This window comes from Pseudomonas sp. MH9.2 (genome assembly GCF_034353875.1).
GTDB lineage: Bacteria > Pseudomonadota > Gammaproteobacteria > Pseudomonadales > Pseudomonadaceae > Aquipseudomonas.
Genome location: NZ_CP133784.1, coordinates 160,202 through 184,374, shown reverse-complemented (window position 1 = coordinate 184,374; position 24,173 = coordinate 160,202). Strand labels below are relative to the sequence as shown.

Sequence of the window (24,173 nt, the reverse complement as noted above, 5' to 3'; positions counted from 1 at the left end):
AATGGAAGCGACTACGTTCGAGACCGTACCGCAGGAAGGCCAGACGGCCGGCAGCCTGCATCGCAAAATTGACTGGAGAGGTGCGTTCTGGGTCGCCAGCGGCGTACCGGCACTGGTCTTGTTCTCCATTGGTGCGATTGCCGCAACGGTGGGTAAACCGGCATGGATCGTCTGGATCATTTCGATCCTGTTCGGCTTTATCCAGGCCTTCACCTACGCCGAAATCGCCGGGTTGTTTCCGCATAAATCCGGTGGTGCATCGGTCTATGGTGCCGTGGCCTGGGTGCGTTACAGCAAGCTGATCGCCCCGGTGTCCGTGTGGTGCAACTGGCTGGCGTGGTCGCCGGTGCTATCCATTGGTTCGGGGCTGGCGGCCGGCTATATCCTCACTGCGTTGTTTGCACCCGATGCACTGATCAATACGTGGCAGTTAACGCTGCTGGACCTTGGCTGGATCAAAAGCGGGTTGTCCCTGCGCCTGAACGCAACCTTCCTCGTGGGCGTGGTGATTCTGCTCGGGGTGTTCGCGGTGCAACACGGCGGCATCCTGCGCTCGGCGCGCCTGACCTTGATCCTCGGCGTCACCTCACTGATCCCGCTGCTGTTGGTCGGCGTGGTGCCGTTGCTGACCGGCGATGCCACCCACGCTAACTTCCTGCCGCTGTATCCCTTGGCTCACGATGCTGGCGGGCTGGTCATTGATGGCGCCTGGGACATTTCCGGTTGGTCGTTGATGGCCGGTGGCTTGTTCATGGCCGCGTGGTCGACCTACGGTTTCGAGACCGCCGTGTGCTACACCCGCGAGTTCAAAGACCCTAAGCGTGACACCTTCAAGGCGATTTTCTATGCCGGTCTGCTGTGCATTCTGGTGTTCACCCTAGTGCCCATGGCATTTCAGGGCAGCCTGGGTCTCGGTCAACTGGTCAGCGCGGCGGTGGTGGATGCCAACGGCGTAATCACCACCCCAGCGGTCTACAGCGGCCTGCTGTCCCCGGCTATCTACAGTGGCATGGGCGTGGGTCAGGCCATGGCCGACAGCATCGGTGGCGGCAAGCTAGTCGCCAATATCGTCCTGATTATGCTGATCCTCGCCACCTTGCTGGCGATCATGACCTCGATGTCCGGCTCGTCGCGCACCTTGTACCAGGCCTCCGTGGATGGCTGGCTGCCGAAATACCTGGGCCGCACCAACGAACACGGTGCCCCCACCGCAGCCATGTGGACCGACCTGTCGTTCAACCTGCTGCTGTTGCTGATGTCCGACTACGTGTTCGTCCTCGCGGCGTCCAACGTCAGCTACATCATCTTCAACTTCCTCAACCTCAACGCCGGCTGGATCCACCGCATGGACCGCCCGGACTGGGTGCGCCCGTACAAAGCGCCAACCGTGTTGCTGGTCCTGGGGGGCGTACTGAGCTTCGTCAACCTCGCGTGCATGGGCCTTGGCGCCGACATCTGGGGCGCAGGCACCCTGTTCACCGGCGTGCTGCTGGCGCTGCTGATCATCCCGGTGTTCTTCTATCGGCACTACGTACAAGACAAGGGCCGCTTCCCGGCCGCCATGATGACCGACCTGTATATCCAGGCAGATGACGGCGCCAGGCGCGCAGGCATATTGCCGTATGTGACGTTGGCTGCGGGTGTGCTGGTGGTGTACTTCTGCCATCGGTTGTTGGCGTGAAGGACTGAGCCGCTGAACCTTGAGTGACGGGCGAAGAGACAGGCCTGGAGGTGCAATCTACGTACTGTAGATGAGCCTTCCGGGCCTGTTTATTTATACAAAACCCTGCTTGTTTTGTGAGTCGTCGCGAACGGTGGAACCTTGCTGTATATTCGCCAAAAATAAACAACAACAGTGACGTTATGAACCCATCAAAGAAGCGTGCGACTGCCCTGGCACTCTATCCAGAAGATACCCGCGAGGCAGCGGCCCTGCTGAAGCAAGCTGTACCTTTGATGGTGCGTCATAACATTGCGCCCAACCCGGTGCACTACGCCCTCTGGTACACCTACAGCAAAGGCCAGGCACCAGAACTCAATCGCCACCTGGATCGGGTTGTCCGAGACTTCGACTATTTCCCCCCGGAGTCCGCTGCCAAGCTTTTTCGCGAATACATCATCCACGACGAACTGGAGGATGCCCGCATCGGTCAGCAACAAGCGATCAGTCTGGTAGACGGCATGGAGCGCGACGTTTCGCATAACGTGAAGGGCAATATCAACTTTCAGGCGAGCCTTGGGTATTGCCTAGAAATGCTTGATGAGCCGATCGATGATCGATTACCCAGCATACTCAGCGAGCTGCAACAGAGCACCCAGCTCATGCAGGATCAGCAAGAGCTTTTCCTGTCCCAGCTGCATGCTGCTCAAAGTGAAATCAAGAACCTGCGAGGCAAGCTTGAACGTGCCCAGCTGGCCGCGACGCTGGACGGTCTGACCCAGGTGTTCAACCGGGATACCTTCACCCGGCTGCTGGAGCAAGCGCTAAGCAACGCGCCCCAGACTGTGGCCTTGGTCATGCTGGATATCGATCACTTCAAGCAATTCAATGACCAGTACGGTCACCCTTTAGGTGACCGCGTGCTCCAACACGTCGGCCAGGTGCTACGGGACTCACTTCCCCCTCACGCTGCGGCGGCCCGCTACGGCGGTGAAGAGTTCTGCGTCATCCTGAACCAGTGCACCGATCTCGGCAGCGCCCATGCCTTCGCCGAGCAACTGCGCCTGAAAATCCAGTCATTACGGATCAAGGCTCGTAAAGCTGACAAAGTACTCGACACGATAACGGCCTCCTTTGGTGTCGCACTCTTCGAAGCCGATGACACCCTGGAAAGCCTTGTCACTCGTGCCGATGACGCGCTTTACCAAGCCAAACGCAATGGGCGTAACCGAGTGCACCGGTAATCAACCCTCGGCGAGCGGTTGCCTTAGCCGCGACGCTCATATCGAGCGACGGGGTTAGTTTGTTTGGCAGGCTCACGTCTGCTAAAGCCAGGGCGTAGCATCCAGTGGTTCATTTCGGCAAAGCCGGCTTTGCCGGGAAGTGACCAGAGAGGGTCAGATTTCGAGCCTTTGCAGGCAGTCACTACAGGCAACAATCGGCCAACATCGTTGAAAAACATTTATCTAGTGTACTGTTTTCAAAATAGCTTACCCATTCATCTGCGCTTCCATCACATCGCGTGCTCGCCGAATCTTGCTCAAAATCTCCTCTCCCTTTGCGTTCCAAACGTACCGGGTCGGTTGCGCGTTTCGTAATGCCAGGAAGGTGGTAATCGAGCTTTCCAGCTCGCGTACGCAGCCGAAACTGCCGTCGCGTAAGAACACGGTAATGTCCCTGAAAAATCGCTCGACCATGTTCATCCAGGAGCTGGAGATCGGTGTGAAATACACATGGACGCGCGGATGTTTCGCGAGCAAGGCCTTCACCTTTGCATGCTTGTCAAGTCATTGGCAGCCCATAGCTTGTGGACGGTGGTCGCCGAGATGCCAGCGGCACGGGCCATGCTTCGAATGTTGCGCCGCTAGTGACTAGCCTGATGCTCGAACAACACACAATTTACAGCCATGTCCTGGCCTCGGCTACGTCCAACGGCAAGAACATCCAGCCGCGCGTTGCTGCGCAGCTGGACGTCGACCAGATATCCGAGATCATCTCGGTTGAAAGCACTGACACCTTCAAGCGCCCGATCTACGCTGGTAACGCCATTGCCACCGTACAGTCCAACGCAGCGGTCAAGGTCATCACCGTGCGTGCCACCGGTTTTGACCCGGTGGCTGGTGAAGGTGGTTCGGCGGCTGTCGAAGCGGTGACGGCTGCTCACGACGCGGAAATTTCCAGCTTCGTCGGGGAAGAACTGGCCAAGTCCTATCGGCCGGAACTGACCGCTGCCAAGATCGTCGTTTCCGGCGGTCGCGGTATGCAGAACGGTCAGGCCGGCAAAATCGTTGCGCCCCAGCTGTACATCGCCGTCGGTATTTCCGGTGCGATCCAGCACCTGGCCGGTATGAAAGACTCCACAGTGATAGTGGCGATCAACAGGGATGAAGAAATCTATAACGCGCCCAACATTTCGGGGTCAGATCAAATTAAGTGGACACCATTTCTAGCTCTATTTAAGCCGATTCCTCATGCAGCCAAAACGCCTCTCCTATCTCAAATCATTCAAGGCCCAAGTCATCCAGGAGTGCCTCGAACCCGACGCCACTATCGAAGTTCCACATGCTCGTGGCACCGTAGATGTAAGTTGGCCAGTCGAGAGGCCAGGTGCCTGCGCAGGTTTCCTTCGAGACCTGCTGCGATGATTCGCATCGACGCGATCTGGCTTGCCGTCGAACCCATGGACGCGCGCGATGGCACTGAAACCGCACAGTGCTTATCTTTTCGCCAACCGCCGCGCCAATCGGTTGAAAGTCTTGGTTCACGATGGCTTTTGGATTTGGCTGGCTGCTCGTCGCTTGAACCAGGGCCGTTTCGTCTGGTCTGGTCACTCCCTCATTGCCCTAGCCACCGCCAACCAAGCCCCCGCCGCAGGCGACAAATGCGCGTCCTTGCGCCACGCCAACGCGATATACCAATCCGTATCCGGCTCATCCAGCGCCACCAACCGAATCCCGCCGTGATAGTGCTTCTGCGCCAGCATCCTCGGCAAAAACGCCACACCCAGCCCCGCTGAAACCAGATCCACAATAAAGTCGACCTGACCGCTGCGTGCTGTCACCTTGGGCGTAACGCCCTTGCGGTCGCACGCCACCTGAATCATGGTATTCAGTGCAAACCCTTCCTCGAAAAGGATAAACGGCGTATCGGCCAAGTCTGCGATGTCGACGCTGTTGCGTTCGGCCATTGGGTGGTTCTCTGCCATAACGACCACCAGTGGCTCGATGCGCACATCCTGGTAATCGAACTCTTCGTTAAACGATTTCATCTTTAACAGCGCAGCCAGGTCTACCTCTCCCGACTTCAGGCATTCATTCAGTTTCCTTGCGCCGTGTTCAATGAGTTGAATTTCGATATTCGGATAGCGGGCGCGGTATTCGGTGAACATTGCGGCGAAGAGTACGCCGCTGGCCACGGGTGGCAGGCCGATGCGCAGTACGCCACCTTTGAGACCGCGCAGGTCGTTGACTTCGGCGATGAGATCGTTGTGTTCGGCCAGTAGGACGAGGGCGCGGCGATATACGATTGCGCCGGCGGCGGTTAGTTCGCTTCGGTGGCCGATGCGGTTCAACAGCGGCGTGCCTAGGTCATCTTCCAGGGTCTTGACGGCCTTGCTGACGGTGGATTGGGTAAGAGAGACCACTTCGGCAGCCTGGGAGAAGCCACCTTGGCGCACAACTTCGACAAAGGCGCGTAATGTTCGAAGGTTCATGAGCATTCCATTTCCGACTTAATTGTAGTTGTAAAAGTTGTTATTATCATAGTCGATATTTCCTTACTCTGAACCTACAGCGAATGCCTTGCGGCCTCGTTTAGTAGACTTCTTCCCCAAGGAAAAACCGTCATGATTATTTCGTCGGCGTCTGATTACCGCGAAGCGGCCAAACGCAAACTTCCGCGTTTTCTGTTTGATTACATCGATGGCGGTGCCTATGCAGAGCACACGCTACGAGCCAATTGTTCGGACTTGGCCGATATCAGTTTGCGTCAGCGCATCCTCAAGAATGTCGACAACTTGAGCCTGGAAACCACGCTCTTTGGTGAACCACTTGATATGCCGATTATCCTCAGCCCCGTAGGCCTGACCGGCATGTATGCGCGCAGGGGTGAGGTGCAGGCGGCCAAGGCAGCGGCGAAAAAGGGGATTCCGTTCTGCCTGTCGACGGTGTCGGTGTGCTCCATTGAGGAAGTAGCGTCGCAGAGCGCGCAGTCGATCTGGTTTCAGCTGTATGTGCTCAAAGACCGTGGCTTTATGAAGAACGCTCTGGAGCGTGCTAAGGCTGCCGGGGTCAAAACGCTGGTGTTCACGGTCGATATGCCGACGCCCGGCGCCCGTTATCGCGATGCTCACTCCGGTATGTCCGGGCCGTACGCCGCACCTCGGCGCATTTTGCAGGCCATGACCAAACCGGACTGGGCGTTGAATGTTGGCCTCCTCGGTCGCCCTCATGATCTGGGCAATATCTCCAAATACCTGGGCAAGGCCACCACGCTGGAGGACTACGTGGGCTGGCTGGCGAACAACTTCGACCCGTCCATCAGCTGGAAAGATCTGGAGTGGATACGCGAGTTCTGGAAAGGCCCGATGATCATCAAAGGCATTCTCGACCCGCAGGATGCCAAGGATGCGGTGAGCTTCGGGGCGGACGGCATTGTGGTATCCAACCACGGTGGCCGTCAGCTGGATGGCGTGCTGTCCACGGTCAAGGCGTTGCCGCCGATTGCCCAGGCTGTCGGCAGTGATCTGACGGTGTTAGTCGACTCCGGTATTCGCTCGGGTCTTGATGTGGTGCGCATGCTCGCCCTAGGCGCCAAAAGCGTGTTGCTCGGGCGCTCGACGGTCTATGCGCTGGCCGCCGATGGGCAGCGTGGTGTAGAGAATATGCTGGAGATTTTTGCCAAGGAAATGCGTGTGGCCATGACGTTGACCGGGGTGACGTCGATTGAGCAGATCGACGCAAGTACCCTGGTTCAAGCAGCCGTTTGAAGGCCGCCATGCAGCATTCATTGCCCGCCAAAGCGCTCCAATCACTGCGTAGGCTGCACGATATCCCTGTGGGCGAGGTCGTGTGCGGAGGTATTGTCTGTACCGCTCCCGCGTTGCTGGCGGCTTATCTGCATAACCCTTTGTTCAGCTGGTCAGCGATTGCCGCCTTCTGGACCTACCTGTCGCTGGTGACTGGAGGCTTTTGGACGCGACTGTCACTCGCCCTATCATTCGGTGTCGCGGGCGCCCTGGCTTCGGGGCTCGGCGCCTGGACGGTCGCCTATCCGCCCGTCGTGATCGTGCTCGCCGCGATCACAGGTTTTGGCGGCGCCGTGGCCCAAGGCGGCGGAACGCGAATCGGGTTGCCTGCCCTGTTGGCGGCGACGGCCTTCGCGGTTTCAACCGCTTTCCCCGGTAAAGACTTTGCCCACGGCATGACCTACGCCACTTACTTTCTCTACGGCAATCTGTGGGCCACGGGCTTTGCCCTGCTGCTGTGGCGCATTGAAAAGCCCCATGCAACTTCAATAACAGAGGCTGCCCAAGCGAGCTTCACGCTTACGTCTGACCTCACCCTTCACGGGCTGCGTGTCGGCTTGGCGGCGGCGATCTCGGTGGGGCTCGTCCAATACTGGAGGCTGGACCATGGCTACTGGATGACCTTGACGGTATTTTTCATCATGCAGCCCAAGTTTTCCGGCACCTTGAAAACCTCGCTTGAACGGGTCGCAGGCACCTTGCTCGGCAGCCTGTTGGCCGCCGCCCTGGGGTCGTTCATTCACTCGCCCCTGTTATTGGCAGCGCTGATCCTGCCGCTCTCGATTGGCACGCTGGCAGGGCGATCCATCAGTTACAGAGCCTACATACTGTTTCTGACACCGCACTTTATTCTCGTTGCAGAGCTGGGCCAGCCGTCTGCGTCGGAACTGGGGCTGAGCATTCTTCGGGTCTGTAACAGCCTTGGTGGGGCATTGCTGGCTGTCGGGATTTCACTGTTGGTTTATCCGTGGTGTGGGCGGCGCTGAGCAGCCTTCCTCTTGCGACCACTACCCTACCTCTGTTGGCGGAAAATACGCGCTACAAGAAGCACACCGCCGCACAACAAGGTAATGCCGTTCATCACTGCAGCGCTAGGCAAGGCGCCGGCTGGCTTGGATGGTGGAGGAAAAAGATATCGAGCCACATGTGCCGGTTTGGGACAAAACCGAGCGTAAAAACGGCAGTCTCTCGAGTACCGACTTTCAATGGAATGAAGAGGCGCGCGATGTTGCTCGGCGAATAGCCGCGACGCCGCAATATGTGTGCTCCCGCCACGAACGGAAGAAAGTCGAAATGTTGTTCGCTCACCTCGAGCGAATCTTGAAAGTGGATCGCTTGCGATTGCGAGGTATGAGCGGTGCGAGCGATGAGTTCACGTTAGCGGCAGCGATACAAAACTTGAGAAGGCTGGCCAAACTGAAATCCCACTGGCCGCCAACTACGGGATAGGTGTGCCTGAATTTACCAAAAAACCTCCAATCAACCCACTGACAAAGCTGCACCGGTCAACGCAGAACCGAATAACCACTCAACGTGGTAAATAAGCTCTGAAGTGACTGCTAACCTCGAAGTCTCGCAGCCTGAAAAAGTCGGCCCCGGTTTCCACCTGCGGATTCCACGCCACATGGGCACTCGTTCCACATTCACGTGGACAGGCAGTCGCAGCGACGCAGGTTCGCATTGTTAACCTGAAGTACCCGCTGTCGTCAATTTCGTCGAGCGCCTGCGCATCGATTCGCCTTTGAGTTCAATGCGGTAAGCAATGACACCCCTACTCAGAATTGCTGTTTAGAACCCTGAAATATTGCCCGCAATGGCCCACGAATGGTTTTGCAAATGTGGACGCCGCTCGCCGCTTGGTTTATCCGCTGGTACAAATCAGCACCGCCACAACCGCATCCAGACGGCTGAACTGAATCCGATTGAGATAGTCGTAGATATAGATCTTCAGCAAGACCGCTGGGTGGTTAGCCCGACGACCAGTTGCAGCAGGATCGACACCCTCAAACCCGAGTGCCCCAAGGTGAGTTCATCGACAAAAACATCGACCATACGCACCGAATTTTCTTCCGCCACGTAATCGTCCAAACAGTCCGGCACCCAGGTGACTTGGCGATGGCCTCAGTGGGCATTGGACAGGGTTGTGGTCGATTCCAAGTGACCGCCTCTTTACTGATACTTTACCAATCGCTGACATTAATGTTCACCGCTTGCTTGATACTCCCTATCAACGGAGTTAGGCGCTGTATCGGAAATCTGCCTTGAGTCGACTGTTTGATGCGCGTTTGGCGGTGACGCTTAATGCACTCACGGAGACAAACACGTTGGCCAGAGGTGTATTGAAAACGGCCAAGCCATCGGTAACAAAAAATAAAGTGATAGAGGTTTGACGAACAATGTCCCATTCCACTCCAACCAAGACAAACTACAGTGTTGTGTTGGTTAATTACAAATCACTTGAGCTTACCAAGGCGTGTTTGGACCTGTTGCGCCAGGGGTTGCAAGATTCTGGAACACCCGTCTGGGTCGTGGATAACTACTCGGACGACGCGAGCAGTGAGTACCTGCGCACGTTGAACTGGATCAACCTGATTGAGCGCAAAAAAACCACGCCTGAGGCCGGAAGCGTTGCCCACGGTCGGGCGCTGGATACTGCGTTGGATAAGATCGATACTGAATACGTATTTTTGTTGCATACCGATACGCTCATTTATGATCTGAATGTTTTTTCCATGATGATCGGCCAGTGTACGGGTCCACGTGAGGTTGCGGCTGTTGGATGTGTAGAACAGTTGAATCGAGGCATGGGTCGATCGGCCTGGCGCTTGGCTACCCGTTTTATCAAACACTACGTTCGGCGTAGCTTGCGAGCGTTGGGCCTGAACGCAAAAGAACCGAAACCGTTCAGAGAAAAACATTTAAAGAGCTTTTGTACCCTGTGGAATGTGCGATTGATTAAAAAGCACGGGCTGCACTTCCTGACGGACGATCGCAACCCCGGCTATGAACTACAAGATAGAATGGCCGCGTGGGGATATCAGATTGTTTTTTTGTCCCCACGGAAAATATTCAGCTACCTTGATCATATCCAGGGTGGGACAATTTCAGCCATGGGCGGTTATGCGGGCAGTCACCGAAGAGTAAAGATGTATAATCAACTGACTAAAGAGAAACCTCTTTTTTAAAAACTTACAACTCAGATAACGATAATAATCCGACGATTCACCCTGAATATTGCAAAACTCCAATTTTTAAAATCAACACCCGCCTTGAGCAATGTTGCTCTGATCGTGCTTACCCAAGGGGACATGACATGCCAAGCGTTATCCACATTGCAGCCGCTCTCTTACTCAACCCACAAGGGAAAGCCCTGCTGGTGCGAAAACGCGGCACCACCGCCTTCATGCAACCCGGTGGCAAGATTGAACCCAACGAACGTCCGGAGCAGGCCCTGGTGCGTGAACTGAATGAAGAACTGGGAATAACCATCGATTCTGCAAGCACCCGGTATCTCGGGCGATTCAGCGCGCCCGCCGCCAACGAACCTGGCTTCGAAGTACGCTGCGAACTGTTCGAGGTCAGGATCGAGGGCGATGTCATACCCGCTGCCGAAATCGAGGAAGCTGTGTGGGTTGATGCACACCAACCCCTGATCCTGGAGCTGGCGCCATTGACACGAGATCACGTTCTGCCCCTCATCAAATGACCGGGTTACCCCCAATCACCAAGCTGTGCGCTTTCACACAGCCCGTGCGGTTCATTCAGAAGGCTAGAAAAACACAGGCCGTTTCAGGCCAGCCGTTTCAAAAAGTGATGGCAGGAAATCTGATAGTGGCGCTGCATGTAGAGTCGATGAGCTGCGCTCCTATCCGTGCCAACCCCAGAGTCAAGATGCACGGCCGAGCAACCCAGGCGCACTGCTTCGGCCTCAGCCCAATCGAGTAATTTCGAGGCATGGCCTTTGCCGCGCCACTGAGGCAGGGTCGCAATGTCCACTATGTAGAAAGACTTTCCTAACCAGAGAGAAAACTGAATCCTATAGCTCAATACACTTACAGCTGAGGTCGAACCATCTTCCCAAAGCCCGACAAGGTTGTAGCCATTGGGGCGAAGTAACTCGTCGATTGTCGAAGTAATCTCAGCCGGTGAGTATCGCGGCCACAACTCACATAAGGCCGCCGCTGCCTGGTCTGTGTCGGCGGCACTTATTGAATTAATGGTGAACGACATAAAACTCTCCTTGGGTAATTCACGCCGGGCGACTCAGTTGTCGTCAACCCTAATGGTTATTGATGCATGAGCGCAACCTGCGGGAAAGTTGCAGGGTGAATATCAGTTGCGAGGGGGATTAGTCGTGTCGGCCGATCAATCCATTGGAGATCGCGGCGTTTTGCAAGCGAGTCGTCGCGCAAGCAGCATCGCCATCCAGCGTTTACAATCATGCCGCGTATTGATTTCTGCCGACAACGCCGCACAGGAGAACTTATGACCGATACCCCTTACTGTTTCAGCTTAGGCGCTGATGCCGAGGCCATGGCTGTGGTGCGCCAAGGTCTGGAACGCTTCAATGTGGAGCAGATAGGCCCCTACGCCTACGAGGATTTCCAGCTCTATGCCCGCGATAGCGGCGGCCAGGTAATAGGAGGCATGTTCGGCCATTTCGGGATGGGCTGGCTCTACATTGACTATCTTTGGTTGAACGATACCCTGCGCAGCCATGGTCTAGGCGGTAAGTTGCTGAAGAGAGCAGAGGATGAAGCGCAACGTCGGGGTTGTAAGGGCTTGTTCCTCTACACCTACAGCTTCCAGGCGCCCGACTTCTATCAGAAGCAGGGCTTCCAGATAATGGGCGTGCTGGAAGATTGCCCGCCCGGACACCAGCGCTACTACCTGAAAAAAACACTCAAGGAGTAAGGCTATTGTCCGGTTTATCGATCCCGGGAAAACGGGGTAGATTTACTTTCCATAGCCTGGGCGTCAGCTTTGGGTGGATCTCTACCCGTAACGCGCGCCCTCAGCCAATACCGTGATCGTCGGGATGTCGCGATGGCACCAGGGTCGGGCTACGATCGCAGAGGCTAATCACCAGCCGCGCCACCAGGTCATGCAAGATAATGGTGTGGCGGTTGCCCGCAGTTTCGTAGTGCTGCTTGATCTTTGCCTTTAGGTCCCGATCACCACTGACCTCAACCAGGATATCCACCTCGCCAACGGCCTCGACCATCGCTATCGGGTCCGAGAAGCAGGGGATCTGCTGCTCGCGGGCCAAGGTCATCCCGGTGGAGTTGGGATCAAGGTCCGCGACACCGAGAACCTGAATGTAGTCATACTGCAGCAGTTCACGCAGCAGCGGTGAGCCGGTACGGCCTGCGCCGATCACGGCGATGCTGATGTTTTGCGACATGGGGGCAAACTCCTTTTCCGAATGACACGCCATGATGGCTTGAAGCCAGCATGCTAACAGCTTTGCCCTGGATACCAACATGCAGCACAGCGCCGCAGGCGTACGACCCTCCCCACTGAGCCGAATCAGGCAAGCTTCACCGGCTGTAAGCTGACCGAAGCCAACTTCACCCAAGTGTCGGCGCTTGGCATGACGTTCAGCGATACGCTTCTTATTGGCGCGTATTTGCCGGGGTTCTCGTTCTACAAGACGGAAATCGACAACCTTGATCTGTCCGATGCGGAGCTGACTGATGCCGACTTTCGCCATGCGGTGTTCGTCGGTGGCAGCCTGGCCAATGCCCGAGTGAACGGTGCGCGGTTCGACAATGCGGATCTGCGCGATACCAGTCTTCAAGGGCTGAAGCTGACTGACGCCAAGCTGTTCAAGGGATCGATCATCTCGAGAGCCCAGGCCGGGATGTTGCTGTCCGGCCTGGGCCTTACGGTAGCGTGAGCCTGACCGGATGCTTTGCGCTATCGTGAGTGATCAAATGGCACTCATTTCAACCAAGTCAAACTGCGACCTGGAGGGGCAAGGCATGGGTCGTGAAGCTCGTGAGCAAGGCGAACCGCTCAAGCGTCTGTTTTTCGCCCTGCCCTGCGCAGATGCACAACGCCGGGCCATCGCCCAATGGCGAAGCGCTCTTGAGCTAAGCGGCGGACGCCCAGTGCCTGCGGAAAATTTTCATTTGACGCTGATGTTTCTGGGCTCTGTTGCTGTGAGCCAAATCCCGGACATCTGCGCCGCTGCCGCACGGATTAGAACGCCAGGCAGGCCGTGGACTGTACCTCTCGACCGCCTGGATGTATGGCCTCAATCCAACGTTTTATTACTCGCTCCAGCACAGTCGCCACGGGTTTTACGCCAGCTGGTCTATGCCTTGCAACAGGCGCTGTTACCCCTTGGGTTTGTGGACGCCACCCGTGAGTTTCGCCCTCACCTGACCTTGATGCGGGACTATCGAGCACCTGTCCCTGAGTCCAACACTCCACCAGACTTTCACCTAAGCGCCAGACACCTCATCCTATTCGAGTCGCACAAAGGCCGCTATCGACCGCTGGCCGAATGGCCTCTGGTTTCGTAGACGCCCGCCCCGCCCATTCGGATAGGTATTGTCTGCTCAGCCAAGGCCTATCGTGCTGTGCCATCGTGAGGCTTATAGAAGAGAAACTTCCCGGTCTCGGCTGTTTTGATATAGTCCTTGGCCCAGTCGGGCGACACGTTCTTGCCGTGGAAATACATAGCGCCGTGGGTTCGGTCTGTGAGTTCTTGGTTGAGCGCTTTTCGCGCTATTTCCTTGGCAATCGCATAAGGAGCGTCCTCTTCTACCTGATCCGAACGCCCATCACACCACCACGAAAACTGACAGGCATGCTTTTCAGAGCCTTGCTTGACCACCGCGCACACCGTATCTGGAAAGCCCTCATGGCCAAGTCGGTTCATGACAACGCTGGCGACGGCTTCCATGTCGGCAGAGGCCCCGCCTTTGGCTTCCCAGTAGACGGAGCGTGCAAGACAGGTAATTGCATCGTCCAAAGGTGCTTTCCCTACTGGATCGACCGCCTGCGCTTCAGGTTGCGTGATGGCCTCGGCCTTGGGCGCAGGTGTCGCGCTCCCCTTCTCTGCAGCTTTCTGCTCCAGGACCTGGGCTTTGTCCACCGCCGCTTCTTTATTTTGCTCTTGGTCAGCCGCAATCGCCGGCTTCCCGAGAAGGGCTATTGCGAAGCAGATTGCTATCCCTATGAGGCGCATAGTCGAACCTTCTTGACTCATGTAGTGGTCAAATCATTCCAACAGACTACATGCTACGCTTTTGCTGTCAGCTGACCACTCGGCCACTGGTGAAAAGCCCTCAGTGCCAGTATGAGTTGGCGCTATCTGCGTTTTCCGGGGGCGCGACATGACCGCCACAGAGATATTGTCATCAATGACCGCCAGCCGTCTTGAGGCGTTGCACCAAGACGGCTTCGTACTGCTGCCCGGAGTGCTGGAGGGTTCGCAAATAACCACGCTGCGCAAGGCTATCGACTGCCTTGACCCGCAGCATTGGGACTACAGCGGCCTGCTCGATCATTACAAGTGCGTGTTCAACCGCGACCCGTTGTGGCTGCCGTTTCTCGACCTGAGCGGGATCATCGAGCTGGCCGAGGCTGCTCTAGGAACCGATTGCCACATCATCGGCCAGACCGCCTGGCGCTGCCATCCCGGCTTCGTCGGTACCGAACTGCATCTGGACTACCTGGTGATGGAGCTGCCGCAAAGCCTGCTGGCCAACCCCTCCTTCGAGTTGCCGATGCAGATCTGCACCGCGCACCTCTACCTCGACGATATTGATGCAGACCTCAGCCCCACTCGGGTTATCCCGGGTAGCCACCGGGCCGGGCGTCCGCCGACTGACGGTGAAAACCAGTGGCAGGGCCGTACTGCGCAGCCGGTGCTGTGCCAGGCCGGGGACGTACTGATGTTCCGTAGCGAACTGTGGCACGCAGGTAGCAACAACCGAACCCTCGACCGCACGCGCTACCTGTTGCAGGTGCACTACGGCCGACGCATGGTGGCACAGAAATTCTCGCCCTACCTGCTCTGGCGCTTCAACCCCATAGTGTTGGCGGCGGCCTCGCCACGTCAGCGGCGTCTGTTGGGAGAGCATCAGGAAGCGGAATACGATTGACCCTTTGACTTGATGTCACCTGACGCGAAATATGTCGCATCTGCCAAACGATTTTCGGTTCGACGTGAAAAGGCGTTGCGCTAGGTGGGGCGAAATCGCGCATCATGGGCGCAGTCAGTTAAAGAGAGACTTCCATGCGCGTCCTATCATCCGTTATGCGTATTGCCGCATTGTCCCTGGGCCTGGTGTGCGCCGCCACTGCCGTGGCGACCGAGGACACCCAACTGGTCGAGTCGATCAACGCTTACCGCAGCCAAGTGCAGCGCTGCGCGGGCCAGGCATCCCAGGAGTTGCCACCGCTAGCGTCCGATCCGCGCCTGGTCCTGCCCGCCAATAGTGTCGGAGACCTGCAGCAGGCGCTGGCGCGGGCGACCTATCCGATGGTCAACGTGCAGGCGATCAGCCTGTCCGGGCCGCGTGATGCGCAGTCGGCCATGACGGCTGTGCGAGAGAGCTTTTGCCAAGTCGTGCTGGACCCGCAATTCGTCGATATCGGCGTGAGCCAGGAGGGCCGTGAGTGGCGCATCGTGCTGGCGCGTCCGCTGTTGGCTGGGCGCTTGGGCGACTGGCAAGCGGAAGGACAGAAGCTCCTCGAAATGATCAACACCGCACGCACGCGGCCGCGCCAGTGCGGCGCCCAATCCTTTGCGGCCACGACACCGCTGACCTGGAACGCGATGCTCGCGACGGCAGCCGAGAACCATGCCCGAGCAATGGCTAACAACAACTTCTTTGATCATAAAGGCCGCGATGGCCACACACCGGGCGACCGGGCTGAACTGGCAGGCTACGTCGGTCAGCAAATCGGCGAAAACATTGCCGCCGGGCAGGACATCGCGCGCAAGGTGGTCGATGGCTGGCTCGCCAGCTCCGGTCACTGCGCCAACCTGATGAACCCACAATTCCGCGAGCTGGGCGCAGCCTATGCGGTTGATCCGAAGAGTGATGCGGGGATTTACTGGACGGCTATGTTCGGCTCGCAGTGAGTGCCTGAACGCATCATCCTAGAGCACGCGTGGCCCACGCCCGCTGTTTTGCGCCGCAGCCTCTCCAAGACGCTCCAGCACAAAGGCCTTCGCGTGACGTGTCATTTGGTCGAGATGTCGGTCGCGCTGCTTCTCGGCATCCACCATCGCTTTTTTCCCATGTTGCTGAAGCAGATAAGTATGAATCTGCCGCACCTCCACAGTTTTATAGATAGGCGCTACGTCCAGCACCGCCAACAGGCTGTCCGTACCGTGGTCACGGGTATTCATGAGCACCTGAGGACCGCGCACGCCCACAACCTGAAACCTCATTGACTCGAAATACGGCACCTTGGCAACGAAGCAGGCCAGCTCGGCATGAGGGTATCGACCGACCATTTCCTGCAGCATCGCGCGCGCAACACCCCGACGTCGGTGACTTGCCTGCACAGCCATATAGGCCACTGCACAGGCTTCTGGATCGTTCTTCACTGGCAGATACAGCAAGAAGCCGACGACTGCGCAAGGGTCCTGAGCATCCAACGCTACGATCAACTCGACCGGAATACCTTTGGAGCCGTCCATAGCGTCCAGATAGAGATGAACCTCGTATCCGATACCGTATTGATACAGGTTGTAGAGGGGATTGCTCGGTGCGATCGCCACCATACTAATGTCGGTTACGTAATCGACGACCATCTGCAAAATCTGGCTTTTGATGGACTCGGGCGGCGGGGTTTCAAAGAGGGTGATGGTGGACATTACGTATCTGACTCCGGGACTAAGGCGTGCCCGTGACTTGAAGGATCAGCGCCGGGCGGGCTCATCATAACGTGTCTTCACGCTAACAAAGTGTTGCGCGGTTTGCCCTCTGCCCTCCCCCAGCCGCCAGAACGTCGTTGCGGCGCTACCGCGTTGATAAACCGCTATACCTTCTTCGCGCCTGCGTATCGCATTCAGCGGCTTTTTCCCCATTGATCATTACTCATCGCCAAGCGAAACCCGAGGTGCGACATGGCATTCATCGGATCCGCCCCCTGCCTGGCGCTGGTTCGAAAGCTCGTGCAGTAGCTGTCACTGCAAAGAAAAGATCCACCGCGAATCACACGCTGCGGTGCATTGGCTGTTACCCCGAGTGCCGGGTCATAACTCTGGAGCGGACCCATCGGGTTAAACGATACTTCGCCAGCCGGCTGAAGCTTGAGCCCTACTCTGAACGCATCAGCGCGATACCAATCGGCGATCCACTGCCAAACGTTCCCTGACATGTCGTACAGCCCATAAGCGTTGGGCCTGTAACTGCCTACAGGCTGGGTGCCAATCTTGAATTTATTGCGGGACCCTGTAACAGGGAACGGTTGTACCTCATTCCAGGTATTGGCCATCTTTTCGCCGCCCGGCGTGAAATCACTCCCCCATGCATAGTCCGCTTGTTCCAGCCCGCCTCTTGCGGCGTATTCCCATTCAGCCTCGGTCAACAGGCGCTTGTGTGCCCACTTTGCGTACGCCTCTGCATCCTCATGTGAAACCTGAACGACCGGATGGGTTTCCTTGCCTTCGATTGTACTGTCGGGGCCAGACGGGTGGCGCCAGTCAGCCCCCTGGACAAACGCCCACCACTGGCTGAAATCATTCAGGGGGATTGGCCTGTCTGCGCCCACAAAAACCAATGCCCCGGGCACCATGACGCTGTCATCCGGTTCTGGCGTACCAGGTGATAGCTGTACTTTCAGATCATCCCATTTGGGTTTGCGTTCGGCAGTGGTCACGTAATGTGTTTCAGAAATAAAACGGGCGTAATCTGCGTTGGTAACGTCGTTGCGGTCAATCCAATAACCATCGAGTCGAACCTTATGGGCAGGCCCCTCATTGGGTCGCGCCTTCTTATGATCGCTCCCCATCAAGAATTCACCGGGAGGAATCCAGACCATATCCAAAGGGCCATTTTTCCCATCACCCAGCGTCAAAGGCGATGGACCACGAATGTACTGATTCACAGCAAAAGCCAGGCAGGCAGACACTACCCCGACTGCGACTATGGCAATGCCCCAGCGCCGTTTCCTGACAAGCATTTGTGCGCCCCTTGGTTTCCTTCAGGCTGAGGTCATTGCTCAGCCTTTCTGACGTCAGGATCAGTTATAGACACCGTACCTCTCTTGTCAAAGGGCATACGGGTTACAGACAGCGCCAGAACTTCAGCGCCAGCGAGCCGCACGGCGAGATTGATCAGGCTTACGGCTGTCGGTTAAAACAGGACAACCCGAGCCAAATTTGAACCAAAAGCTATCATCAGCCTGAGCAGTAACCGACACGTAGCGGCGCATGCCCGCACCGGAGCACATGATGAGTGTCCCTCGTTCAACCTCAGCTCGGCGAACTGTCCACCCCTTACTACGATGCCTCGCCCTTGGCCTCGGTGTATTCATCGGCTGCGCACACGCCGATCAACTCAATGGCCCCCCCGGCGCAACCAGCACCACCCGAGTGATTTCCGGGCAGCAGCTACCCCCGCCCGACCTGCCGTTCGAGGGCTCGATCACGGACATCGCGCAAAGCTCAAAACCCTACTGGCCGGCGACGATAGTCCCGCCCAAGGGCGCGCCGAATGTGTTGCTGATAATCACCGACGACGCCGGCTATGGTGTGTCCAGTACCTTTGGCGGGGTGATCCCGACGCCGAGCATGGATCGCATCGCGGCCAACGGCCTGCGCTTCAACGACTTCAACTCCACCGCACTGTGCTCGCCTACCCGCGCAGCGCTCATTACCGGACGCAACCATCACTCGGTCGGCTTCGGGACTGTTTCAGAAGCCGCCACCGGCTATCCCGGCTATGACAGCGTCATTGAAAAGGACACGGCGACTGTCGGCCGCATACTGCAGGAGAATGGGTACCACACCTCCTGGTTCGGCAAGGATCACAACACTCCCGCCTTCCAGGCCAGCCAGGCCGGCCCCTTCGATCAGTGGCCAACCGGCATGGGCTTTGAGTACTTCTACGGTTTTGTCGGTGGTGACACCAATCAGTGGCAACCCAACCTGTTCCGCAACACCACACCGATCTATCCGTTCGAGGGCAAGCCCGGCTGGAACCTGACCACGGGGATGGCCGACGATGCGATCGACTACATGCAACGCATGAACGCGCTGACGCCGGACCGACCGTTCTTTGTCTACTACGCGCCCGGAGGCACCCACGCGCCGCACCACCCGACGCAGGAGTGGATCAAGAAAATCAGCGACATGCACCTCTTCGACGGCGGCTGGAACCAGCTGCGCGAGACCATTTTCGCCAACCAGAAGAAGCTCGGCGTGGTCCCGCCGAATACCCTGCTGACGCCTTGGCCAAAAGATCTGCTACCCGAATGGGACAGCCTGAGCGCCGACCAGAAGAAGCTGTATATCCGCCAGGCTGAGGTGTTCGCCGCTTATGAGGCCTACACCGACCACGAGATTGGCCGGGTGATCCAGACTGTCGAGGATATGGGCAAGCAGGACAACACCCTGATCATCTATATCACTGGCGACAATGGCACCAGCTCTGAAGGGCAGATGTTCGGTACACCCAACGAAGTCGCCATGTTCAACGGCGTGCAAATACCGGTCGAGTTGCAGCTGAAGAAATTCTATGACGCCTGGGGCACCGACCAGACCTATAACCACATGGCCGCTGGCTGGGCCTGGGCCTTCGATGTGCCCTTCACGTGGGTCAAGCAGGTAGCTTCGCACATGGGCGGCGTGCGCCAGGGCATGGCGATTTCCTGGCCTGCGCGGATCACTGACAAGGGCGGCATCCGCTCCCAGTTCCACCACGTCATCGACATCGTACCGACCATCCTGGAGGCCGCCGGCATCAGTGCGCCAAAGCTGGTGAATGGCATTGTCCAGAAACCGATCGAGGGCACCAGCCTGCTCTACACCTTCGACAAGGCCAACGCCGAAGCGCCCTCTACCCACAAGACCCAGTACTTCGAGATGATGGGCGACCATGCTCTCTATCACGACGGCTGGATCGCCAGTACCAAGGTCGTGCGGGCACCGTGGGACATGACCGCCAAAGCAACCGATCCGATGAAGATGGAATGGGAGCTGTACAACCTGAACGAGGACTACTCGCAGTCCACCGATCTGGCGACGCAACATCCCGAAAAGCTCAAGCAGATGCAGGCCATGTTTATGGACGAGGCGCGCAAGTATCAGGTACTGCCGCTGGATACCTCGGTACTGCCACGGATGATCGCCCCGAGACCGAGCATTACAGCCGGGCGCAATATGTTTACCTGGACCCATCCGCTGATTGGTACGCCCAATGGTGACGCGCCGAGCGTGCTGAATACCTCCTACACCTTCACTGCCGAGGTGGAGGTTGCGCAAAACGGCGCCGAAGGCATGCTGATCACCCAAGGCGGACGCTTCGCCGGCTACGGTTTCTATGTCCTGAAGAGTAAACCGGTGTTCCTGTGGAACCTGATCGATCTGGAGCGAGTGCGCGGGGAAGGTGCCGACGCACTCACGCCGGGTAAGCATGTGCTGGAGTTCGACTTCAAGTACGACGGCCTGGGCGCTGAAACTCTGGGGTTCAACAATTTCTCCGGTGTCGGTCGCGGCGGTATGGGCACCCTCAAGGTGGATGGCAAGGTGGCGGATCAACACAAAATGGACCACAGTTTGCCCTTCACCCTGGCATGGGACGAAAGTCTGGATATCGGCTCTGACACCCTCACCGGGGTCAACGACGCCGATTATCTGCCGCCGTTCACCTTCACCGGCAAGCTGAACAAGATCACCCTGAAGATCGACCGGCCTCAGCTAAGCAAAGCCGATATCGAGAAACTGGAGCAAGCCCAGCGCGCCATCGAAAGCGGCAAAGAGTAAGGCCCGAGGTCGAAAGCGAACCGCGGGAGACCTTTCGACCGGCTTCCCTTGAAGCCACGCCATAGTTGTAGAGTTTTTTGTTTGCCGCTCGCAGCCACTGCGAGCAACACAGCTTAGAAGTACTGTCCTGCCAAGCCACAAAGTGAGTCGCAGCCCCAAATACGTCTTGCCGGTGAACCTTATCACCGGATACCCGGTCGATAGTTGCAACCTAGCTTGCTTTTCCGGTGACCCCGTCGAGGGTGGTCACCGGACTGCTTTACTTCCTGGAGAACGTCCCCGTGATATCGACTCTACGCATAGCCAGACTCAAAGCATGGGGCGCCCATGGTTTTACCGCCACCGGCGTGGTCACTGCTTTTTTGGCGACCATCGCATTATTCGAGAATCAACCTAAAGCCTGCCTGCTGTGGTTAGGCGTCGCTCTGATAGTGGATGGACTGGACGGTGCGCTGGCCCGCAAGGTCAATGTTCAATCCGTACTGCCGGGTTTCGACGGGTCCGTCCTGGATCTTGTCATCGACTACCTGACGTATGTATTTATCCCGGCCCTGTTCATCTATCGCTATATCCCGCTGCCGGACTACACGCTGCTGCTGACCATATCGCTAATCCTGGTGTCGTCGCTCTTTTGCTTCTGCAACGTGAACATGAAGAGCAAGGACAACTACTTTCAAGGCTTCCCTGCAGCGTGGAACGTCGTCACCCTGTGTATTTACATCATCTCCCCAACGCCCTGGCTAACGCTGATCACCATTATCGGGTTGGCACTATTGACCCTGACCCGGATCAAATTCCTTCACCCCTTCCGCGTCCGTCGGTTCATGCCAATCAACATTGCAGTGACGTCCATTTGGCTACTGTGCAGCCTGTCGCTGGTTGTAAACCATCCCTCCAGCAACCCGATGGTGATAGGGCTGTGGCTCGCGATGTCAGCGTATTTTTTGGGCATCTGCGCCTGGCGCACGTCAGTGGAGTGGCTCGACAGTTCGCGTGCATGAAGATAATGGGATCAGCGGCAGCAGGCAGGCCCCGGCACAACATAATGCCGCAGACAGCGCCGAGGGCAGGCGAACGCTCCACTCGGATTTTTCACACAGTGAATCGCCCCTGATTTTGCAGGCACATCCGAAGAGCTGCTTCCGGCTGATTTGAGCAAATGTCCAAGGCCCGCATTGCGGGCCTTGAATTATTGTGGATTAGAAGGGAAACGGCAGTGGGGAAACCACTGCATTCAGGTGGCTCAGGAAGAGAAAACCGGAAACCAGTACCGCATTGATCGACCAGGCCACCGTTAGAAAGCGAGCGATCTGACCGTACATGGGCTCACCGACATTATCCGCATTGCGCCATACAGCATTGAGCACGCAAGCGGTATAAACCACAAAACTTAGCAACATGAGGCCAAACAGAGACGTGACAACCTGATTAAAGGCCATCAGGATCAGGCCAAACAGTACATTGCTGAGCACTACGCCATAGAGCCAGAAGACCACCCACAGCGGGGTGCTACCCTGCGAGTTCAACCACTGCTGAAGCTTGCTCATCACGTCTCCCAGGGCCACCAATGACCCGCTTAAACCTGGAAGCCCATACGCCTAGACCCAGGTACTGGTTGATGCGGACTTGCCGGGCGCCGCACATGATTTTTAGTCTAGCGTGCTTTTTCCGCCTTGCCCGTGACGGAGTACGGGCAGATCGACACGTCAGCCAAGGCATCGCTGATTTGCATCAATCTGCAACCTATAACGGTTCCACTGCCCCAATACCTTCACCGGTTTTCTGGAGGCCGCAACGCCTCCACGACCAACATCAATGCGGGCGAGGCACGTCGACTGGCGTAGTAAGCGTGGTAGCCGGTAAACGTTGTCGCCCACTCGTCAAGTACCGACACCAGCCTACCCTGCGCAACGTGTTCCTCGACAGCATTGAGGGGCAGCCATGCCAGACCGTTCCCGGACAGCGCTGCGGCGACGATCAGTTTGGTACAAGCGTTCGCCCGCTTCGGTGGGAGCAACGCTGCGCGTGGTCCGGTTGAGAAGCTTCAGGTCCAGTCTCCGTTCCAAAGTGCGGATGGTCTGGCTGAGCGCGGATTGCGTCACCCCTAGCTGTGCGGCCGCGCGGGTGAAACTGCCCGCGCGTACCACGGCCGCAAAACTGGCCAAGTCATCGAAGCGCGCCATTGATAAGCCTACCTACTAAGTGCATGTCGATTCAGCAGTCTAGTCATTCCGAGGCAGGCTGCCTAAAGTAATTGTCATCGGTTAACGACAAGGACACGCACATGAAAACACGTCAACTGGGCCACAATGGTCTCACCGTTTCGGCGCTCGGTCTGGGCTGCATGGGCATGAGCGCCAACTACGGCCCTCCGGCCGACAAGCAAGAGATGTCGCGCTGATCCGTATGGCGGTAGAGAGAGGCGTCACATTCTTCGACACGGCCGAGGTCTATGGCCCATTCGTCAATGAAGAGCTTGTTGGCGAGGCGCTCGCGCCGTTCAAGGGCCAGGTTTCCATTGCCACCAAGTTCGGCTTCCACCTCGACACGGAGACGGCACAGCGCCGAGGCGGACTGGACAGCCGGCCCGAGCACATAAAGGCGGTCGCGGAAGCCTCGCTACGGCGCCTCAAGATTGACGCAATTGATCTGTTCTACCAGCACCGCGTCGACCCGGCCGTGCCTATCGAAGATGTGGCCGGAGCGGTCAAGGACCTGATCGCGCAAGGCAAGGTTCACCACTTCGGCCTCTCGGAGCCAGCAGCGGCCACGGTTCGCCGAGCGCATGCCGTGCAGCCGGTGACAGCGGTCCAGAGCGAATACTCCCTGTTCTTCCGGGGACCGGAAGCCGAAATGCTGCCGACGCTCGAAGATCTCGGCATCGGTTTCGTACCCTTCAGCCCATTGGGTGCGGGCTTCCTGACCGGCAAAATGGACGAGAACACACGGTTCGACAGTTCCGACTTCCGCTCGCGTGTTCCGCGCCTCGCTCCAGAAGCGCTCAAGGCGAATCTGGCGCTGGTCGATCTGCTGCGCGACGTCGCGCTGCGCAAGGATGCGACGCCTGCACAAATAGCACTCGCGTGGCTATTGGCGCAAAAGCCATGGATTGTGCCCATTCCCGGAACGACCAAATTGCATCGGCTCGACGAGAACCTCGGCGCGATGGCAGTGGAGCTCACCGGCGATGACCTGCGAATGATTGATTCGGCCGCGTCAAAGATCGTGGTGCAGGGTGCCCGGTTGCCCGAGCCGTACTACGAATGACAGGCGGTTAATAACCGCCTACTGCACATCAGCGAGCGGCGGTACCGTCGAAATCATGACTCCCGGTATTTTTTCTAAGCAAAAAGAGAATTGACCGTGCCCCATGTAATCGTCATCTCTACCCCACTCGCGAGAGATGATTGATCGATCCTCGGGGTGAGGGATACCGGCACATGATTGAGGTATCGGCGGGTAAAAACGCCGCGACACCCCGGACGAAGTTGGCACTGTCGGCGCGCTGCTTATGGCCCCGAGCGTGTAAA

General features: G+C 57.4%; 21 protein-coding genes and 8 pseudogenes. 17 read left to right on the top strand and 12 right to left on the bottom strand.

What is annotated here, in order from left to right:
- Position 1 precedes the first annotated feature (1 nt).
- Together RHM55_RS00855 and RHM55_RS00850 are read left to right on the top strand one after the other, a co-directional pair.
- Entirely contained in the window at positions 2 to 1,681 is a 1,680-nt protein-coding gene (locus RHM55_RS00855; RefSeq protein ID WP_322179073.1) for an APC family permease, read from the top strand.
- 182 nt (positions 1,682 to 1,863) lie between these two features.
- Positions 1,864 to 2,904 carry a GGDEF domain-containing protein gene (locus tag RHM55_RS00850; RefSeq protein WP_322179072.1) on the top strand — a complete coding sequence of 347 codons (1,041 nt, stop codon included), beginning with the start codon at positions 1,864 to 1,866 and terminating at the stop codon, positions 2,902 to 2,904.
- Positions 2,905 to 3,150: 246 nt separating this feature from the next.
- Here the strand turns inward: RHM55_RS00850 and RHM55_RS00845 are convergent.
- A pseudogene (locus tag RHM55_RS00845) lies at positions 3,151 to 3,441 on the bottom strand (IS630 family transposase); the annotation flags it as partial.
- 71 nt (positions 3,442 to 3,512) lie between these two features.
- On the opposite strand from RHM55_RS00845, the pseudogene RHM55_RS00840 reads away from it, so the two are divergent.
- Together RHM55_RS00840 and RHM55_RS25765 are read left to right on the top strand one after the other, a co-directional pair.
- Positions 3,513 to 4,052, top strand: a pseudogene (locus tag RHM55_RS00840) (electron transfer flavoprotein subunit alpha/FixB family protein); the annotation flags it as partial.
- A 301-nt stretch (positions 4,053 to 4,353) separates the two neighbouring features.
- Positions 4,354 to 4,428, top strand: a pseudogene (locus RHM55_RS25765) (hypothetical protein); the annotation flags it as partial.
- A 59-nt stretch (positions 4,429 to 4,487) separates the two neighbouring features.
- Here RHM55_RS25765 and RHM55_RS00835 read toward each other — a convergent pair.
- Positions 4,488 to 5,372 carry a LysR family transcriptional regulator gene (locus RHM55_RS00835; RefSeq protein WP_322179071.1) on the bottom strand — a complete coding sequence of 295 codons (885 nt, stop codon included), beginning with the start codon at positions 5,370 to 5,372 and terminating at the stop codon, positions 4,488 to 4,490.
- A 132-nt stretch (positions 5,373 to 5,504) separates the two neighbouring features.
- Between RHM55_RS00835 and lldD the strand changes: the two genes are divergently transcribed.
- The 3 genes and pseudogenes from lldD to RHM55_RS00820 form a co-directional block, all read left to right on the top strand.
- Positions 5,505 to 6,647, top strand: a complete 1,143-nt coding sequence (gene lldD / locus RHM55_RS00830; RefSeq protein ID WP_322179070.1) for an FMN-dependent L-lactate dehydrogenase LldD — start codon at positions 5,505 to 5,507, stop codon at positions 6,645 to 6,647.
- Positions 6,648 to 6,655: 8 nt separating this feature from the next.
- Positions 6,656 to 7,672, top strand: coding sequence for an FUSC family protein (locus RHM55_RS00825; protein WP_322179069.1), 1,017 nt, complete (start codon positions 6,656 to 6,658; stop codon positions 7,670 to 7,672).
- A gap of 121 nt (positions 7,673 to 7,793) precedes the next feature.
- Positions 7,794 to 8,135, top strand: a pseudogene (locus RHM55_RS00820) (transposase); the annotation flags it as partial.
- 234 nt (positions 8,136 to 8,369) lie between these two features.
- Here RHM55_RS00820 and RHM55_RS00815 read toward each other — a convergent pair.
- Together RHM55_RS00815 and RHM55_RS00810 are read right to left on the bottom strand one after the other, a co-directional pair.
- Positions 8,370 to 8,471, bottom strand: a pseudogene (locus RHM55_RS00815) (AAA family ATPase); the annotation flags it as partial.
- A 118-nt stretch (positions 8,472 to 8,589) separates the two neighbouring features.
- A pseudogene (locus RHM55_RS00810) lies at positions 8,590 to 8,786 on the bottom strand (IS5/IS1182 family transposase); the annotation flags it as partial.
- Between the two features lie 296 nt (positions 8,787 to 9,082).
- Here RHM55_RS00810 and RHM55_RS00805 point away from each other — a divergent pair.
- Together RHM55_RS00805 and RHM55_RS00800 are read left to right on the top strand one after the other, a co-directional pair.
- Positions 9,083 to 9,871, top strand: coding sequence for a glycosyltransferase family 2 protein (locus tag RHM55_RS00805; RefSeq protein ID WP_322179068.1), 789 nt, complete (start codon positions 9,083 to 9,085; stop codon positions 9,869 to 9,871).
- A gap of 128 nt (positions 9,872 to 9,999) precedes the next feature.
- Positions 10,000 to 10,392 carry an NUDIX domain-containing protein gene (locus RHM55_RS00800; protein WP_322179067.1) on the top strand — a complete coding sequence of 131 codons (393 nt, stop codon included), beginning with the start codon at positions 10,000 to 10,002 and terminating at the stop codon, positions 10,390 to 10,392.
- An 83-nt stretch (positions 10,393 to 10,475) separates the two neighbouring features.
- On the opposite strand, the gene RHM55_RS00795 is transcribed toward RHM55_RS00800, so the two are convergent.
- On the bottom strand, positions 10,476 to 10,916 hold the full coding sequence (locus tag RHM55_RS00795; protein WP_322179066.1) for a GNAT family N-acetyltransferase: 441 nt from the start codon (positions 10,914 to 10,916) through the stop codon (positions 10,476 to 10,478).
- Positions 10,917 to 11,171: 255 nt separating this feature from the next.
- On the opposite strand from RHM55_RS00795, the gene RHM55_RS00790 reads away from it, so the two are divergent.
- Positions 11,172 to 11,600, top strand: coding sequence for a GNAT family N-acetyltransferase (locus tag RHM55_RS00790; RefSeq protein ID WP_322179065.1), 429 nt, complete (start codon positions 11,172 to 11,174; stop codon positions 11,598 to 11,600).
- A gap of 100 nt (positions 11,601 to 11,700) precedes the next feature.
- On the opposite strand, the gene RHM55_RS00785 is transcribed toward RHM55_RS00790, so the two are convergent.
- Positions 11,701 to 12,090 carry a hypothetical protein gene (locus RHM55_RS00785; protein ID WP_322179064.1) on the bottom strand — a complete coding sequence of 130 codons (390 nt, stop codon included), beginning with the start codon at positions 12,088 to 12,090 and terminating at the stop codon, positions 11,701 to 11,703.
- A 189-nt stretch (positions 12,091 to 12,279) separates the two neighbouring features.
- Here RHM55_RS00785 and RHM55_RS00780 point away from each other — a divergent pair, with 189 nt between their 5' ends.
- Together RHM55_RS00780 and thpR are read left to right on the top strand one after the other, a co-directional pair.
- The gene (locus RHM55_RS00780) at positions 12,280 to 12,585 is read left to right on the top strand and encodes a pentapeptide repeat-containing protein (RefSeq protein WP_322179063.1); all 306 of its coding nucleotides are present in this window, start codon (positions 12,280 to 12,282) and stop codon (positions 12,583 to 12,585) included.
- A gap of 85 nt (positions 12,586 to 12,670) precedes the next feature.
- The gene (gene thpR, locus RHM55_RS00775; RefSeq protein ID WP_322183138.1) at positions 12,671 to 13,216 is read left to right on the top strand and encodes an RNA 2',3'-cyclic phosphodiesterase; all 546 of its coding nucleotides are present in this window, start codon (positions 12,671 to 12,673) and stop codon (positions 13,214 to 13,216) included.
- Positions 13,217 to 13,263: 47 nt separating this feature from the next.
- Here the strand turns inward: thpR and RHM55_RS00770 are convergent, their stop codons facing one another.
- Positions 13,264 to 13,884 carry a cell wall hydrolase gene (locus tag RHM55_RS00770; protein ID WP_322183137.1) on the bottom strand — a complete coding sequence of 207 codons (621 nt, stop codon included), beginning with the start codon at positions 13,882 to 13,884 and terminating at the stop codon, positions 13,264 to 13,266.
- 148 nt (positions 13,885 to 14,032) lie between these two features.
- Between RHM55_RS00770 and RHM55_RS00765 the strand changes: the two genes are divergently transcribed.
- Complete coding sequence (locus RHM55_RS00765) at positions 14,033 to 14,803, top strand: phytanoyl-CoA dioxygenase family protein (RefSeq protein ID WP_322179062.1); 771 nt, start codon at positions 14,033 to 14,035, stop codon at positions 14,801 to 14,803.
- A gap of 134 nt (positions 14,804 to 14,937) precedes the next feature.
- The gene (locus RHM55_RS00760) at positions 14,938 to 15,789 is read left to right on the top strand and encodes a CAP domain-containing protein (protein ID WP_322179061.1); all 852 of its coding nucleotides are present in this window, start codon (positions 14,938 to 14,940) and stop codon (positions 15,787 to 15,789) included.
- An 18-nt stretch (positions 15,790 to 15,807) separates the two neighbouring features.
- Here the strand turns inward: RHM55_RS00760 and RHM55_RS00755 are convergent, their stop codons facing one another.
- Together RHM55_RS00755 and RHM55_RS00750 are read right to left on the bottom strand one after the other, a co-directional pair.
- Entirely contained in the window at positions 15,808 to 16,530 is a 723-nt protein-coding gene (locus tag RHM55_RS00755; protein WP_322179060.1) for a GNAT family N-acetyltransferase, read from the bottom strand.
- Positions 16,531 to 16,724: 194 nt separating this feature from the next.
- Complete coding sequence (locus RHM55_RS00750) at positions 16,725 to 17,765, bottom strand: formylglycine-generating enzyme family protein (RefSeq protein ID WP_322179059.1); 1,041 nt, start codon at positions 17,763 to 17,765, stop codon at positions 16,725 to 16,727.
- 346 nt (positions 17,766 to 18,111) lie between these two features.
- On the opposite strand from RHM55_RS00750, the gene RHM55_RS00745 reads away from it, so the two are divergent.
- Together RHM55_RS00745 and pcsA are read left to right on the top strand one after the other, a co-directional pair.
- Entirely contained in the window at positions 18,112 to 20,643 is a 2,532-nt protein-coding gene (locus tag RHM55_RS00745) for an arylsulfatase (protein WP_322179058.1), read from the top strand.
- A 281-nt stretch (positions 20,644 to 20,924) separates the two neighbouring features.
- Positions 20,925 to 21,644, top strand: coding sequence for a phosphatidylcholine synthase (gene pcsA, locus RHM55_RS00740; RefSeq protein WP_322179057.1), 720 nt, complete (start codon positions 20,925 to 20,927; stop codon positions 21,642 to 21,644).
- A 198-nt stretch (positions 21,645 to 21,842) separates the two neighbouring features.
- Here the strand turns inward: pcsA and RHM55_RS00735 are convergent, their stop codons facing one another.
- The 3 genes and pseudogenes from RHM55_RS00735 to RHM55_RS25755 form a co-directional block, all read right to left on the bottom strand.
- Positions 21,843 to 22,190 carry a hypothetical protein gene (locus RHM55_RS00735; protein WP_322179056.1) on the bottom strand — a complete coding sequence of 116 codons (348 nt, stop codon included), beginning with the start codon at positions 22,188 to 22,190 and terminating at the stop codon, positions 21,843 to 21,845.
- A 224-nt stretch (positions 22,191 to 22,414) separates the two neighbouring features.
- The gene (locus RHM55_RS25760) at positions 22,415 to 22,660 is read right to left on the bottom strand and encodes a LysR substrate-binding domain-containing protein (RefSeq protein WP_407074645.1); all 246 of its coding nucleotides are present in this window, start codon (positions 22,658 to 22,660) and stop codon (positions 22,415 to 22,417) included.
- A pseudogene (locus tag RHM55_RS25755) lies at positions 22,623 to 22,826 on the bottom strand (LysR family transcriptional regulator); the annotation flags it as partial. The pseudogene RHM55_RS25755 and the gene RHM55_RS25760, both read right to left, overlap by 38 nt.
- A gap of 101 nt (positions 22,827 to 22,927) precedes the next feature.
- Between RHM55_RS25755 and RHM55_RS00725 the strand changes: the two are divergent.
- Positions 22,928 to 23,910: pseudogene (locus RHM55_RS00725) on the top strand (aldo/keto reductase).
- The last annotated feature ends 263 nt before the right edge of the window (positions 23,911 to 24,173 follow it).

What these genes read in the sequence shown, in the direction of transcription:
- RHM55_RS00850 (WP_322179072.1), top strand. Translation starts at nt 1,864, where the DNA reads ATGAACCCATCAAAGAAGCGTGCGACTGCCCTGGCACTCTATCCAGAA.
- RHM55_RS00800 (WP_322179067.1), top strand. Translation starts at nt 10,000, where the DNA reads ATGCCAAGCGTTATCCACATTGCAGCCGCTCTCTTACTCAACCCACAA.
- RHM55_RS00825 (WP_322179069.1), top strand. Translation starts at nt 6,656, where the DNA reads ATGCAGCATTCATTGCCCGCCAAAGCGCTCCAATCACTGCGTAGGCTG.
- RHM55_RS00735 (WP_322179056.1), bottom strand. Translation starts at nt 22,190, where the DNA reads ATGAGCAAGCTTCAGCAGTGGTTGAACTCGCAGGGTAGCACCCCGCTG.
- RHM55_RS00805 (WP_322179068.1), top strand. Translation starts at nt 9,083, where the DNA reads ATGTCCCATTCCACTCCAACCAAGACAAACTACAGTGTTGTGTTGGTT.
- RHM55_RS00795 (WP_322179066.1), bottom strand. Translation starts at nt 10,916, where the DNA reads ATGTCGTTCACCATTAATTCAATAAGTGCCGCCGACACAGACCAGGCA.
- RHM55_RS00765 (WP_322179062.1), top strand. Translation starts at nt 14,033, where the DNA reads ATGACCGCCACAGAGATATTGTCATCAATGACCGCCAGCCGTCTTGAG.
- RHM55_RS00760 (WP_322179061.1), top strand. Translation starts at nt 14,938, where the DNA reads ATGCGCGTCCTATCATCCGTTATGCGTATTGCCGCATTGTCCCTGGGC.
- thpR (WP_322183138.1), top strand. Translation starts at nt 12,671, where the DNA reads ATGGGTCGTGAAGCTCGTGAGCAAGGCGAACCGCTCAAGCGTCTGTTT.
- RHM55_RS00745 (WP_322179058.1), top strand. Translation starts at nt 18,112, where the DNA reads ATGAGTGTCCCTCGTTCAACCTCAGCTCGGCGAACTGTCCACCCCTTA.
- RHM55_RS00855 (WP_322179073.1), top strand. Translation starts at nt 2, where the DNA reads ATGGAAGCGACTACGTTCGAGACCGTACCGCAGGAAGGCCAGACGGCC.
- RHM55_RS00770 (WP_322183137.1), bottom strand. Translation starts at nt 13,884, where the DNA reads ATGCGCCTCATAGGGATAGCAATCTGCTTCGCAATAGCCCTTCTCGGG.
- RHM55_RS00790 (WP_322179065.1), top strand. Translation starts at nt 11,172, where the DNA reads ATGACCGATACCCCTTACTGTTTCAGCTTAGGCGCTGATGCCGAGGCC.
- RHM55_RS00755 (WP_322179060.1), bottom strand. Translation starts at nt 16,530, where the DNA reads ATGTCCACCATCACCCTCTTTGAAACCCCGCCGCCCGAGTCCATCAAA.
- RHM55_RS00835 (WP_322179071.1), bottom strand. Translation starts at nt 5,372, where the DNA reads ATGAACCTTCGAACATTACGCGCCTTTGTCGAAGTTGTGCGCCAAGGT.
- RHM55_RS00780 (WP_322179063.1), top strand. Translation starts at nt 12,280, where the DNA reads ATGACGTTCAGCGATACGCTTCTTATTGGCGCGTATTTGCCGGGGTTC.
- RHM55_RS00785 (WP_322179064.1), bottom strand. Translation starts at nt 12,090, where the DNA reads ATGTCGCAAAACATCAGCATCGCCGTGATCGGCGCAGGCCGTACCGGC.
- lldD (WP_322179070.1), top strand. Translation starts at nt 5,505, where the DNA reads ATGATTATTTCGTCGGCGTCTGATTACCGCGAAGCGGCCAAACGCAAA.